11 protein-coding genes are annotated in these 12,701 nt (G+C 59.3%); 3 read left to right on the top strand and 8 right to left on the bottom strand.

The window, feature by feature from the left end; translation table 11 throughout:
* Positions 1 to 456: a tRNA (cytidine(34)-2'-O)-methyltransferase gene (locus ACYZUM_RS28720; protein WP_041071426.1), complete on the bottom strand. Its 456-nt coding sequence runs from the start codon at positions 454 to 456 to the stop codon at positions 1 to 3.
* Here ACYZUM_RS28720 and ACYZUM_RS28725 point away from each other — a divergent pair.
* On the top strand, positions 455 to 895 hold the full coding sequence (locus ACYZUM_RS28725; RefSeq protein WP_108181413.1) for a hypothetical protein: 441 nt from the start codon (positions 455 to 457) through the stop codon (positions 893 to 895). The genes ACYZUM_RS28720 and ACYZUM_RS28725 overlap by 2 nt on opposite strands.
* A 508-nt stretch (positions 896 to 1,403) precedes the next feature.
* Here ACYZUM_RS28725 and ntrC read toward each other — a convergent pair.
* The 6 genes from ntrC to glnA form a co-directional block, all read right to left on the bottom strand.
* Positions 1,404 to 2,840 (bottom strand): nitrogen regulation protein NR(I), encoded by a 1,437-nt coding sequence (gene ntrC, locus ACYZUM_RS28730; protein WP_007961729.1) that lies wholly within the window; start codon positions 2,838 to 2,840, stop codon positions 1,404 to 1,406.
* Positions 2,837 to 3,922 carry a nitrogen regulation protein NR(II) gene (gene glnL / locus ACYZUM_RS28735; RefSeq protein WP_007961730.1) on the bottom strand — a complete coding sequence of 362 codons (1,086 nt, stop codon included), beginning with the start codon at positions 3,920 to 3,922 and terminating at the stop codon, positions 2,837 to 2,839. The genes ntrC and glnL overlap by 4 nt, the downstream gene beginning before the upstream one ends.
* Before the next feature lie 231 nt (positions 3,923 to 4,153).
* The gene (locus ACYZUM_RS28740; RefSeq protein ID WP_108181414.1) at positions 4,154 to 4,771 is read right to left on the bottom strand and encodes a DUF4124 domain-containing protein; all 618 of its coding nucleotides are present in this window, start codon (positions 4,769 to 4,771) and stop codon (positions 4,154 to 4,156) included.
* Positions 4,768 to 5,280, bottom strand: coding sequence for a DUF4124 domain-containing protein (locus ACYZUM_RS28745; protein ID WP_108181415.1), 513 nt, complete (start codon positions 5,278 to 5,280; stop codon positions 4,768 to 4,770). Before ACYZUM_RS28745 ends, ACYZUM_RS28740 begins: the two co-directional genes overlap by 4 nt.
* A 101-nt stretch (positions 5,281 to 5,381) precedes the next feature.
* On the bottom strand, positions 5,382 to 6,779 hold the full coding sequence (locus ACYZUM_RS28750) for a toxin-antitoxin system YwqK family antitoxin (RefSeq protein WP_440828820.1): 1,398 nt from the start codon (positions 6,777 to 6,779) through the stop codon (positions 5,382 to 5,384).
* 74 nt (positions 6,780 to 6,853) lie between these two features.
* Positions 6,854 to 8,260 (bottom strand): glutamate--ammonia ligase, encoded by a 1,407-nt coding sequence (glnA, locus tag ACYZUM_RS28755; RefSeq protein ID WP_003220788.1) that lies wholly within the window; start codon positions 8,258 to 8,260, stop codon positions 6,854 to 6,856.
* A gap of 328 nt (positions 8,261 to 8,588) precedes the next feature.
* Here glnA and thiI point away from each other — a divergent pair, with 328 nt between their 5' ends.
* Together thiI and typA are read left to right on the top strand one after the other, a co-directional pair.
* Positions 8,589 to 10,043 (top strand): tRNA uracil 4-sulfurtransferase ThiI, encoded by a 1,455-nt coding sequence (gene thiI, locus ACYZUM_RS28760; RefSeq protein ID WP_027611269.1) that lies wholly within the window; start codon positions 8,589 to 8,591, stop codon positions 10,041 to 10,043.
* Positions 10,044 to 10,182: 139 nt separating this feature from the next.
* On the top strand, positions 10,183 to 12,003 hold the full coding sequence (gene typA / locus ACYZUM_RS28765) for a translational GTPase TypA (RefSeq protein WP_007961739.1): 1,821 nt from the start codon (positions 10,183 to 10,185) through the stop codon (positions 12,001 to 12,003).
* Positions 12,004 to 12,220: 217 nt separating this feature from the next.
* On the opposite strand, the gene ACYZUM_RS28770 is transcribed toward typA, so the two are convergent.
* Positions 12,221 to 12,658 carry a YkgJ family cysteine cluster protein gene (locus ACYZUM_RS28770; protein ID WP_007961740.1) on the bottom strand — a complete coding sequence of 146 codons (438 nt, stop codon included), beginning with the start codon at positions 12,656 to 12,658 and terminating at the stop codon, positions 12,221 to 12,223.
* Between the last annotated feature and the right edge of the window lie 43 nt (positions 12,659 to 12,701).

Here is a 12,701-nt window from a genome sequence, read left to right on the forward strand (position 1 = left end):
TTATTTGAAGTCGTTCTGCCGCCACGCTTCGTACACGGCCACCGCCACGGTGTTGGACAGGTTCAGGCTACGGCAGCCTTCACGCATCGGCAGGCGCAGGCGCTGTTCGGCGGGCAGGGCGTCCAGCACTTCCGGCGGCAGGCCACGGCTTTCCGGGCCGAAGATGAACGCATCGCCCGGGACGAACGCGGCATCGTGAAACGGCCGCGAGCCCTTGGTGGTGAACGCGAACAACCGTGGGTGGCCGAGGCTCTCCAGGCAACTGGCGAGGTCGGCGTGGCGCTGCAGCGTGGCATATTCGTGGTAGTCGAGACCGGCCCGGCGCAAGCGCTTGTCGTCCATCTCGAAACCCAACGGTTCGATCAAATGCAGGTGGCAGCCACTGTTGGCGCACAGCCTGATAACGTTGCCGGTGTTCGGCGGAATTTCTGGTTGAAAAAGGATGACGTGAAACATGCACGGCTCCGAAGGTAAAGATGACGCGCATTCTACGCCGCCAGCCGACCCGCGTTCGAAACTATTCCCGCGGGTGATCGGTTCGCTGGCGATTTTCGGCTTGATGGTCGGTTTGATGATCGGCCGCCTGACCACGCCGGACCCCAGCGTGCTGCAGCAGGTCGACGTGACCGCTGACGGCCTGGTGGTGTGGTTCAACAATGAGCCGAAGCTGCACGGCGAGATCATCGACGGTACTGTGGCTTTGTTGTTTCAGGCTGAAGGCCGCGCGCAGAAGGGCCAGCTCAAGCTCAATGGCAAGGATGTGAACTGGCGTACGCGAGTGAGTGACGGTGGGCTGTTGTTGACAGTGCTGGCGGCGCGGCCGCTGCAAGGGGAATGGGCCGGGAGCAAGGTCGATGACCGCTGGCGGCTGGAGATCCATCTCCGGGAGCAATAAAAGCGGGAATCCCCGGCCTGCCTGTACCAGGGTTCCCAAAACGGGGTGGACTTCGCTGAGAGCGTCGGTCCGGTGTAAAGAGGGAACCCCCGGCCTGCCTGTACCAAGGATCCCAAAAGGGTGGGTTCGCCGCGTTGCGGTTTGAACCCAGTGTAAAGAGGGGAATCCCCGGCCTGCCTGTACCAAGGCCCCCGAAACGGGTGGTGAATCGAATCACCTGTGAGGGATATTGCAGGCGGCGTGCCAGTTTTAGTATTTCGAAACAGAAAAAAGCTTCAGATGCGCGAAAGCCCCGTAAATCTGGGCTTTGATGCTTCTGCGTGGCTGGAGCTTTGAACCTGGTTGGTGTTTTTTTGATCAGTGAGTTATGCCCAATTGCGGTTCGCCGTGCCTTGTGGCGGTGCACACAAAAAAAGATCGCAGCCTTCGGCAGCTCCTACAGGGATATGCGTTCTCTGCAGGAGTTGCCGAAGGCTGCGATCTTTTCGCGGACGATTAGAGGAGGGGCTTAACCCTCATCCCCCTCATCATCATCCCCACCGTCCACTTTCATCCCCAATTCCTTGATCTTGCGGGTCAGGGTATTACGCCCCCAACCGAGCAATACCGCCGCATCACGCCGGCGTCCGGCCGTGTGCTTCAGCGCGGTCTCGATCATGATCCGCTCGAACGCCGGCACTGCGCTGTCGAGCAGGCTCGACTGGCCACGGGCCAAGGCTTGATCGGCCCACTGACGCAGCGCCTGCTCCCAGTTGGTCACCGGTGCCGAATCCTGCGGCAGGCTCAGCAGTTCCGGTGGCAGGTCACTGATGTGCACTTCGCGACCGGAGGCCATCACGGTGATCCAGCGGCAGGTGTTCTCCAGCTGCCGCACGTTGCCCGGCCATGGCAGGTTCTTCAGGTACTCCTCGGTCTCGCTTTTCAGCAGCTTCGGTTCCACCGCCAGTTCTTGCGCGGCGCGGCTGAGGAAGTGTTTGGCCAGGGTCGGGATGTCTTCGCGACGGTCCGACAGGCGCGGAATGTGGATGCGGATCACGTTGAGGCGGTGGAACAAGTCCTCACGGAATTTGCCGGCGTGCACCAGGGTTTCCAGGTTCTGGTGGGTCGCGGCAATGATCCGCACATCGACCTTGACCGGCACATGCCCGCCAACGCGATAGAACTCACCGTCGGCCAGCACCCGCAGCAAACGGGTCTGGGTATCGGCCGGCATGTCGCCGATTTCGTCGAGGAACAGCGTGCCGCCGTCAGCTTGCTCGAAGCGCCCGCGACGCAGGTTGGCCGCGCCGGTGAACGCGCCTTTCTCGTGGCCGAACAGCTCGGATTCCATCAGGTCCTTGGGGATCGCCGCCATGTTCAGCGCGATGAACGGCGAGGCCGCGCGCGGGCTGTGGCGGTGCAGGGCGTGGGCCACCAGTTCTTTACCGGTACCGGATTCGCCGTTGATCAACACGGTGATGTTGGAGTGGCTCAAGCGGCCGATGGCGCGAAACACCTCCTGCATCGCCGGTGCTTCACCGATGATTTCCGGGGTGCGGGTCAGCGCCGGCACCACTTCCAGGCCTTGCTGTTCCTGCGCATGCTGATTGGCGCGCTTGACCAGCGACACCGCCTCGTCAACGTCGAACGGCTTGGGCAGGTACTCGAACGCGCCGCCCTGATAGGAGGCGACGGCGCTGTCCAGATCGGAGTGAGCGGTCATGATGATGACCGGCAACCGTGGGTGCTGTTCGCGGATGCGCGCCAGCAGATCGAGGCCACTGGCGCCCGGCATGCGGATGTCGGAAATGATCACATCAGGCTGCTGACGGGCCAGACGACTCATCACGCCATCGGCGCTGTCGAAGCTCTGCGTGGTCATGCCTTCCTGCTGCAAGGCTTTTTCCAGAACCCAACGGATAGAACGGTCGTCATCGACGATCCACACGGTTTCACTACGGCTCATGTCGATGTGGCTCCTTGTTCCAGTGGCAGAAAGATCGAGAACGTGGTGTGGCCGGGGTGGCTGTCACACTCGATCAGGCCCTGGTGCTGGCTGATGATGTTCTGGGTGATGGCCAGGCCCAGCCCGGTACCGTCCGGGCGGCCGCTGACCATGGGAAAGAAGATGGTTTCCTGGAGTTCCGCCGGGATCCCCGGGCCGTTGTCGATGATCTCGATCTTGGTCACCAGGCGATGGCGGACGTGGCCGATGGTGAACTGGCGCATGGTCCGGGTGCGCAGGCTGATGCGCCCCAGACGCAGCTCGTTCTGGCTGCTGATCGCCTGCATCGCGTTGCGCACGATGTTCAGCACGGCCTGAATCATTTGTTCGCGGTCGATCAATACGTCGGGAATGCTCGGGTCGTAGTCGCGCACCAAGGTGATGCAGCCCTGGCTTTCCGCCTCGACCAGTTGGCAGACGCGCTCCAGCACTTCGTGGACGTTGCACAGCGCCAGCGATGGCAGCTTGTTCGAGCCGAGCATGCGGTCGACCAGATTACGCAGGCGGTCGGCCTCTTCAATGATCACGTTGGTGTAGTCGCGCAGGCTGTCTTCCGGCAGTTCGCGGGCCAGCAATTGCGCGGCGCCACGGATGCCGCCGAGCGGATTCTTGATCTCATGGGCTAGGCCGCGCACCAGCATTTTGCTGGTTTCCTGTTTGGACAACTGCGCCTCTTCCTTGGTGATCCGCAGCAGGCGGTCACGCGGGTGCACTTCCAGCAGGAGCATGGTTGCGCCGTTGCTGAGGATCGGCGTCACCGCGTAGTCCACGGTCAGGGTCTGGCCGGTGAGGGCGGTGAGCATCGCTTCGCGCTTGGTGAACGGGTGTGCCTGTTCGACCGCCTGACGCAGCGAGTTGAGCGCTTCGGTGGACTCGGTGAACAACTCGCTGATGAACTGCCCATGGCTGCGCTGGCCGCTGATGGCCAGCAGCATCTCGGCCGCCGGGTTCATGTACTCAAGGCGCAATTCCGCGTCGAGCAGGATGGTAGCGGTGGTCAGGTTGTCGAGCAGCAAACGGTGGATTGCGTCGCTAATAGTCATCGGAGCCTCTTTTGGGGGCGGAGCGTGCGCAAGAAGCAGGCGTCGTAAAACGGAAAATGCAAAAACCAAACCAAGGCTCCGAAAAGAAGCGTTCAACCCCTGAAACAGGCGTTTGACGCTCGTTTGCGTGGCGCTCAATGCACGCGAGCGGGAAGTTTCGAACCAAAATGGGATGGAATATGGGTACGGTGCAGCCTCATGCACCAATATAGTGCGCAAAGCTGAACGGCGTTAGAAGAAACGCAGGAAGGGGTTTTTTTCTTCGACCGGTTTGTCTTTCAGCGGGCATTCCGGGCGTACGCCGTAGTCTTCGCTGACGCAGGGTTTGACCTGGCGTTTCTGTGCCAGCGAGATGCGCAGCATGTGGAACGGCTGGTTGGCGGTGCGTTCGACGGTGCGGCCCTGCTCATCGAGGATTTCCACTGACAGGTTATGGCTGCCGCGATCAATGTTGCTCAGCGGGAAAACAGGACTCAGGCCCGGCTCGCCAGTGGCTTGTCCGTCCAGCAGCAGGCGATAGCGGTGACCCTGCTGCAGGCCCGGTTCGCTGGTGACGCTGACGATCACCTCGCCGGCGCTGCTGCGAAGGGTCGCGTCCGGCTCGGGGATCAGGATGCGCAGCATGTCGTAGTGGAACAGCGGTTGTTCCGCGACCTTTTTCGCAGTGCTGATCGGAACTGCAGCCGTGGGGTTGGCCGACATGCGATTACTGGTCGCGACAGGTACGCGCTTGGCGTTGCCGCGTGGCTGGTCGGTGTAGACGCGATTGCCCTGCGCGTCGATATAGGTGAAGACCTCGGCGTGCACGGACTGGGCGCACAGGCATAGGATCAGCCAGAAAATCCTCATGGCTTGTGCACCCGCTGCACGGTGAACACCACCGCCGGGCTCTGCTGGATGATCGCTTCGCCGTCGATCACCTGCACCGCGAGATGATGCTCGCCACGATCAACATTCACCAGTTGCAGGATGGGCACGTTGCTCGGCTGGCCGTAAGGCGCGTCGTCCAGCACCAGCCTTAATTGGTGCGGCGCCTGCAGGCGCGGCTTGATCAGCACATTGACAGTGAAGGTGCCGTTGTTGGCGCGCAGCGCTTCTTCGCTGGGCAGGCCGGTCAGCTCCAGCACCTCGTAGGTACTGCGTGCCGCGGGACGTGTGTCGGTGCTTGAAGGTGCTGGCGCGCTCGGTGCCTGTGGCTCGACGCGGTTGAGTGGCGGCAACTCGACCGGCTGCGCCTGAACACCGTCCGGCGAGTGATCGCTGTAAACCGTGTTGCCATTGGCATCGGTGTACTTGTAGATCTGCGCGGCGGCGGGCAGGGCGATCAGCAGCAATAGGAATTGAAAACCACGACCCATGGACTCGACCGATCAACAATGAGATTGGCATGCAGCATAGGCCACGGGCGACGGTAAGCCCAATCGGGACAACATCCGCTCACACAACCCGCCCGAGGACTTTATTGTGAAGCGCCCGAGTCCAGCGCGCTTTCGCGAAAACCGGACAGGACGCCAGCCTTGTAATGCTCGATGTAGGTCAAATTGCCGTTGGCATCGGTTTCGCGCAACTCACCGTCCTTTTTGCCTGCGACGAAGTTCACGGTCTGGGTGTGGCCGTTGTCGGCCTTGAGTGTCCATGGGCCGCTTTGCAAGTTATCCGTGTAGTTGCCGTTTCCTGCCTTGGTTTCCCATGGACCCTGGCGCAGGTCGTCGACATAACGGCCGCGCTCGGTGACGCCGGCAGTGGTCAGTTCGCTCGGGCCGTTGAGTTGGCCGTGGGCATAGGTCTGGAATCCGCTGGCGACCCATTCCATCTCGTCGTAGTTGGAAAGTTGCCAGCGGCCCTCGCGCAAATCATTGTGGTACTCGCCGTCCAGCGTTTGCCCGTCCTGATAAATGGTCCATTGCCCCTCCCGTTTACCCTCTGCGAAAGGACCTGACTCCGAATATTTCTCGTCTTTGGAAAAGGACCACGCACCGATACGCACGCCCTGCTTGTAAGCACCTTGGGCTGAGATAGATCCGGAGTCATAGGACACCGACTGGCCATCCTCACTGCCGGTGAATTTCGCCGGGTCGGTTTCCCAGGCGATACGTCTGACCCGATAGTTGTAAAGCGTGCGGTTACCCTCGATGAGCGTAGCGTCGAGCCAGCGCCAGAAGGTCACAGTAAGAAAGCGTCCGTCTTTTTCCTGATAGGTCTTCTTGAAAAAGTACGGTTCGGCATCTGGCGTCGGATCCGGCAGTGGGTCGTAGTACTGGCCGTAATAGCCCACCAGTTTCCCTTGGCTGAAATCGATCTGGTCGAACTCCGGCACGCCGGACGCCTCATAGTCGAGGCGGTAGTTGAGCGGGGTAATTCGGCTCAAGGCCTTTTTGATGGTCAGGGCATCGAGGTGTTTCTGGCCTTGGGTGATGCGATCCAGCGCCGATTGCAGGCGCGTGGTACGGCTGTAGAGGTGATCGTTGGCATCGTATTTGTAGGCGTAGATCTTGTAGCGATCGTTCTGTCGGAACAGCACGAAGCGCGTCGGATCCTCGCTGTCGAGTGACATGAGAAAAACCGATTCGATGGTCGCCTGACCGTAGTCATCCAGTAATTGCGGGCTCGCCTCAGGCGCGTCGCACACGCAGTAATAACCTTTGACACCGCCAGCTTCTTTGATAAACGCCAGTGTCGCCGAGCTTTCCTGCAAACTCTGGATCAGCGGATGAGCCAGCGTTTTGTTTTCATAAAACTCGGCTGCGTTAACAGCCTGGCTGGTAAGGCCGGCCATCAGGGCCAGAGCCCATAACCACTTCATGCGAATCCCTTCGTCGAGACGCCAGTTGTGGCGCAGAAGCGGCGGATTATCCATGGATGAGCGCGCACAAAAAAGGCCTCCCGAAGGAGGCCTCTTTCTGTCACGCCGCGCAGCGCGGCGCTACCGGATCAGCAGCTGTAGTACAGCTCATATTCCAGTGGGTGTACGAAGGTACGGACCTTGATTTCTTCTTCGGATTTCAGCGCGATGTAAGCGTCGATGAAGTCGTCGGAGAATACGCCGCCCTTGGTCAGGAACGCACGGCCCTTGTCCAGCTCTTCCAGGGCTTCTTTCAGGCTGCCGCAAACTTGTGGGATCTCTTTCGCCTCTTCAGGCGGCAGGTCATACAGGTTTTTGTCAGCGGCATCGCCTGGGTGGATCTTGTTCTGGATGCCGTCCAGGCCGGCCATCAGCAGTGCTGCGAAAGCCAGGTACGGGTTGGCAGCCGGATCCGGGAAGCGAGCTTCGATACGACGGCCGCGTGGGCTGTTGACGTAAGGAATACGGATCGAGGCGGAACGGTTGCGAGCCGAGTAGGCCAGCATTACTGGCGCTTCGAAACCTGGCACCAGACGCTTGTAGGAGTTGGTGGCCGGGTTGGTGAAGCCGTTCAGGGCCTTACCGTGTTTGATGATACCGCCGATGAAGTACAGGGCGGTTTCGGACAGGCCGGCATAACCTTCGCCAGCGAAGGTGTTCTTGCCGTCTTTGGCGATGGACATGTGTACGTGCATGCCCGAGCCGTTGTCGCCGTACAGTGGCTTCGGCATGAAGGTCGCAGTGCGGCCGTAAGCGTCGGCAACGTTGTGGACAACGTATTTCAGGGTCTGAACTTCGTCAGCTTTTTTCACCAGGGTGTTGAACTTGACACCGATTTCGTTCTGACCGGCAGTCGCCACTTCGTGGTGGTGAACTTCAACGGTCTGGCCCATCTCTTCCAGTGCGTTGCACATGGCAGTGCGGATTTCGTGGTCGTGGTCGAACGGCGGAACCGGGAAATAGCCGCCTTTGATACCAGGACGGTGGCCTTTGTTGCCGCCTTCGATGTCCTGGTCGGACATCCACGAACCTTGCTCGGAGTAGATTTTGAACATCGAGCCGGAGATGTCGGACTTGAACTTCACTTCGTCGAAGATGAAGAATTCTGGTTCTGGACCGGCGAAGACGGTGTCACCGATACCGGTGGTCTTCAGGTATTCCTCGGCGCGGTGCGCGATGGCGCGCGGGTCGCGATCGTAACCTTGCATGGTCGAAGGTTCGATGATGTCGCAAACCAGGATCAGGGTCGCGTCTTCGGTGAACGGGTCGAGTACGGCAGTATCGTCGTCCGGCAGCAGGATCATGTCGGAGGCTTCGATGCCTTTCCAGCCAGCGATGGAGGAACCGTCGAACATCTTGCCGACTTCGAAGAAGTCGTCTTCCAGCGCATCGCGAGCCGGCATGGTCACGTGGTGCTGAGTGCCTTTGGTGTCCGTGAAGCGCAGATCAATCCACTTGACGTCATGATCTTTGATGAGTTGAACCGACTTCGACATAGTGTCCTCCGGGTGGCTTAGGGCTTGGTAGTGGATGCCCTTAATTTGGGTGATGCCGGCGCAGATACTCTGCCAAGGCAACCTGCCTCACAAGGGAGCAAATTGCATGCCAGTGCCCCAGCATGGGTTTTTTGCCCCAATTTCACGCTTTCAAAGCAAGAAAGCGCCATAAAGGCGAAATTATCGCCCCTTAATGTAGCGCTTCAAATCAGAAATGACCCGTTTTGGTGCAAGTGAAACCTTCTGCATATTAACTGGTTAAACCTTGAGCAATTTCCGCTATAATCCGCGCCCCCCTTTTTCGGCTGGCCCTGCGCGCGCTGTTTTCATGAAACTAATCGTAAAAGTCTTCCCCGAGATCACCATCAAAAGCCGCCCTGTCCGGATGCGTTTCATCCGCCAGCTGGCCAAGAACATCCGCGCCGTGCTCCGCGATCTGGACCCGGCCGTGGTGGTGAACGGTGTGTGGGACAATCTCGAGCTGGAAACCCGCGTTACTGACCCCAAAGCCTTGAAAGAGATGGGCGAGCGCCTCACTTGTACTCCCGGTGTCGCGCACTTTCTGCAGATCGACGAATACCCGCTGGGCGACTTCGACGACATCACCGAGAAGTGCAAACAACACTACGGCGATGTGCTGGCCGGGAAGATTTTCTCGGTGCGCTGCAAACGTGCAGGCAAGCATCCGTTCAGCTCGATGGACGTCGAAAAATACGTCGGCAGCAAGCTGCGTCGTGAGTGCGGTGCCGCCGGAATCGACCTCAAAGACCCGGAAATCGAAGTTCGCATCGAAGTTCGCGACCAACGGTTGTTTGTCATCCACAGCCAGCACAACGGCATCGGCGGTTACCCGCTCGGCGCCCTGGAGCAGACGCTGGTACTGATGTCCGGCGGCTTTGACTCGACGGTTGCCGCGTACCAGATCATGCGCCGCGGCCTGATGGCGCATTTCTGCTTCTTCAATCTGGGCGGACGTGCCCACGAATTGGGCGTGATGGAAGTCGCGCATTTCATCTGGAAGAAGTACGGCAGCTCGCAACGCGTGCTATTTGTCAGTGTTCCGTTCGAAGAAGTGTTGGGCGAAATTCTCGGCAAAGTCGATAACAGTCATATGGGCGTCGTATTGAAGCGTATGATGTTGCGCGCATCGTCGGCCATTGCCGACCGGCTGCACATCGACGCGCTGGTCACCGGCGAAGCGATTTCCCAGGTATCGAGCCAGACGCTGCCGAACCTGTCGGTGATCGACTGCGTGACCGACAAACTGGTCCTGCGCCCGCTGATCGTCGCGCACAAGCAGGACATCATCGACACGGCCAACGAGATCGGCACCGCCGATTTCGCCCGGCACATGCCGGAGTACTGCGGGGTCATCTCGGTCAATCCGAAGACCGCCGCCAAGCGCCACCGTGTTGAGCACGAAGAGAAAGAATTCGACATGGCGGTCCTCGAGCGTGCGCTCGAAAACGCCAAACTGGTGCCGATCGATCGAGTGATCGACGAATTGGGCCAGGACTTGCAGATCGAAGAAGTCGGCGAAGCGCTGGCCGGTCAGATCGTCATCGACATCCGTCACCCGGATGCGGCCGAGGATGACCCACTGGAACTCGCCGGCATAGAAGTACAGACGATGCCGTTCTATGCAGTGAACGCTCGTTTCAAGGAGCTGGATCCGACTCGCCAGTACCTGCTGTATTGCGACAAAGGCGTGATGAGTCGCCTGCATGCTCACCATTTGCTCAGTGAGGGGCATGCCAATGTGCGCGTTTATCGACCGAGCTAAGTGCCCGGGGCTGTTTGCCTGTGGCCTGCGTCACCGGCCCCCCGACACCGCCGTCAAGCTGTAACGGCCATGCCGGACACTACTGTTAATCGCTGCCAAGACTTGTCAGCAAACCGAATCCTCTGATCGAGATACACAAGTGATCGAAAATCTACGTAACATCGCCATCATTGCCCACGTTGACCATGGTAAGACCACCCTGGTAGACAAACTCCTGCGTCAATCCGGCACTCTGGAGCGCAACGAGCTCAACGACGAGCGCGTGATGGACTCCAACGACCAGGAAAAAGAGCGCGGTATTACCATTCTGGCGAAAAACACCGCCATCAACTGGAACGGCTACCACATCAACATCGTGGACACCCCGGGCCACGCCGACTTCGGCGGCGAAGTAGAACGCGTAATGTCGATGGTTGACTCCGTTCTGCTGCTGGTTGACGCTCAAGACGGCCCTATGCCGCAAACCCGTTTCGTGACCAAGAAGGCGTTCGAAGCCGGCCTGCGTCCAATCGTGGTTATCAACAAGGTTGACCGTCCTGGCGCGCGTCCGGACTGGGTTCTGGATCAGATCTTCGACCTGTTCGACAACCTCGGTGCTACCGAAGAACAACTGGACTTCCAGGTTGTTTACGCTTCGGCCCTGAACGGCATCGCCGGTCTGGATCACACCGCCATGGGCGAAGACATGACTGCGCTGTACCAGGCAGTGGTCGACCACGTTCCGCCTCCGGCCGTTGACCGTGATGGTCCGTTCCAGATGCAGATCTCCGCTCTGGACTACAACAGCTTCCTGGGTGTTATCGGTGTTGGCCGTATCGCTCGTGGTCGCGTCAAGCCGAACACTCCGGTTGTCGCAATCAGCGCCGACGGCAAGCGCCGCAACGGTCGTATCCTGAAGCTGATGGGTCACCACGGTCTGCACCGCATTGACGTTGAAGAAGCAGCAGCCGGCGACATCGTCTGCATCAGCGGCTTCGACGAGCTGTTCATCTCCGACACCCTGTGCGACATCAACACCGTCGAGGCGATGAAGCCGCTGACCGTTGACGAGCCAACCGTTTCCATGACCTTCCAGGTAAACGACTCGCCATTCTGCGGTAAAGAAGGCAAGTTCGTGACTTCCCGTAACATCAAGGATCGTCTGGACAAAGAGCTGCTGTACAACGTTGCACTGCGCGTTGAAGAAGGCGACTCGGCTGACAAGTTCAAGGTTTCCGGCCGTGGTGAGCTGCACCTCTCGGTACTGATCGAAACCATGCGTCGCGAAGGCTTCGAGCTGGCCCTGGGCCGTCCTGAAGTGATCATCCGTGAAGTTGACGGCGTGAAGCAGGAACCGTTCGAAAACGTCACCATCGACATCCCTGAAGAATCGCAGGGCAAGGTCATGGAAGAGATGGGTCTGCGTAAAGGCGACCTGAGCAACATGGTGCCGGATGGCAAGGGCCGTGTTCGTCTGGAATACAACATCCCTGCTCGCGGTCTGATCGGTTTCCGTAACCAGTTCCTGACCCTGACCAACGGTGCTGGCATCCTGACCTCGATCTTCGACCGTTACGCGCCAGTGAAGTCGGGCCACATGTCCGGCCGTCAGAACGGCGTACTGGTTTCGGTTGAAACCGGCAAGGCACTGACCTACTCGCTGGAAACCCTGCAGGCACGTGGCAAGCTGTTCGTAGAGCACGGCCAGGAGATCTACAACGGTCAAATCGTTGGTCAGAACAGCCGCGACAACGACCTGGGTGTGAACCCTACCAAAGGCAAGAAGCTCGACAACATGCGCGCTTCGGGTAAAGACGAAACCATCGCTCTGGTACCACCTGTTCGCTTCACTCTGGAACAGGCTCTGGAATACATCCAGGAAGACGAGCTGTGCGAAGTCACTCCTAAGTCCATCCGTCTTCGCAAGAAGATCCTGGACGAAAGCGAGCGTACCCGCGCTGCCAAGAAAGCCAAGGCATAAGATTTAGCCCAAGCTGAAAAAAACGCCCCCGGTCGCGAGACTGGGGGCGTTTTTGTTTGTCCGGGATTTGTGCGGTGTTTGTGCTGGCCTCATCGCTGGCAAGCCAGCTCCCACAGGGTTTTGCGTCGCACATGAATCTTGTGTACGACAACAATCAATGTGGGAGCTGGCTTGCCAGCGATGGCCGCCGGACAGGCGCCGAAAATTTCAGGAAAGGTCAGAACTTCTCGATCGACCGCGAATTCTGCACCCGCTCGACTTCCTTCGGCTTGTACGCGCAATACCCTGGCCGCGGGCCGATTTTCGGGTGGTTGCGGCAAGTGTCCGGGCGCTTGTCATAAATGGTGCACAGGCGGCTTTTACGATCCAGGTAGTAGCAATCGTTGTTGCTCATGCGCTGCAGGGTGAAGATCCCCGATTTCTGGTTGAAGCGCTCGACCAGCCCTTCCTTTTGCAGGCGCTTGGCGATGTTCTTCGGCGGATCGCCCAGCTCGAACTCGTCGACCACGCCGATGCGTACCAGGTCCTTGATCTTGACCTCGACCGGCAGGGTGCAGCAGCTGGAGACACAAGAGCCGCACATCGGGGCCGAATATTTGGCCCACGTATCGAGACGGTCGATCTCGGCGGCGGCAATCAGGTTGGGCTTCATCATCGGGGGTTACCAGGCGTGTGTGCATCAGGGCGCGCGATCATAC

The sequence above is a fragment of the Pseudomonas sp. m6p genome, from assembly GCF_055760375.1.

What these genes read in the sequence shown, in the direction of transcription:
- ACYZUM_RS28725 (WP_108181413.1), top strand. Translation starts at nt 455, where the DNA reads ATGCACGGCTCCGAAGGTAAAGATGACGCGCATTCTACGCCGCCAGCC.
- ACYZUM_RS28720 (WP_041071426.1), bottom strand. Translation starts at nt 456, where the DNA reads ATGTTTCACGTCATCCTTTTTCAACCAGAAATTCCGCCGAACACCGGC.
- ntrC (WP_007961729.1), bottom strand. Translation starts at nt 2,840, where the DNA reads ATGAGCCGTAGTGAAACCGTGTGGATCGTCGATGACGACCGTTCTATC.
- glnL (WP_007961730.1), bottom strand. Translation starts at nt 3,922, where the DNA reads ATGACTATTAGCGACGCAATCCACCGTTTGCTGCTCGACAACCTGACC.
- ACYZUM_RS28740 (WP_108181414.1), bottom strand. Translation starts at nt 4,771, where the DNA reads ATGAGGATTTTCTGGCTGATCCTATGCCTGTGCGCCCAGTCCGTGCAC.
- ACYZUM_RS28745 (WP_108181415.1), bottom strand. Translation starts at nt 5,280, where the DNA reads ATGGGTCGTGGTTTTCAATTCCTATTGCTGCTGATCGCCCTGCCCGCC.
- ACYZUM_RS28750 (WP_440828820.1), bottom strand. Translation starts at nt 6,779, where the DNA reads ATGGATAATCCGCCGCTTCTGCGCCACAACTGGCGTCTCGACGAAGGG.
- glnA (WP_003220788.1), bottom strand. Translation starts at nt 8,260, where the DNA reads ATGTCGAAGTCGGTTCAACTCATCAAAGATCATGACGTCAAGTGGATT.
- thiI (WP_027611269.1), top strand. Translation starts at nt 8,589, where the DNA reads ATGAAACTAATCGTAAAAGTCTTCCCCGAGATCACCATCAAAAGCCGC.
- ACYZUM_RS28770 (WP_007961740.1), bottom strand. Translation starts at nt 12,658, where the DNA reads ATGATGAAGCCCAACCTGATTGCCGCCGCCGAGATCGACCGTCTCGAT.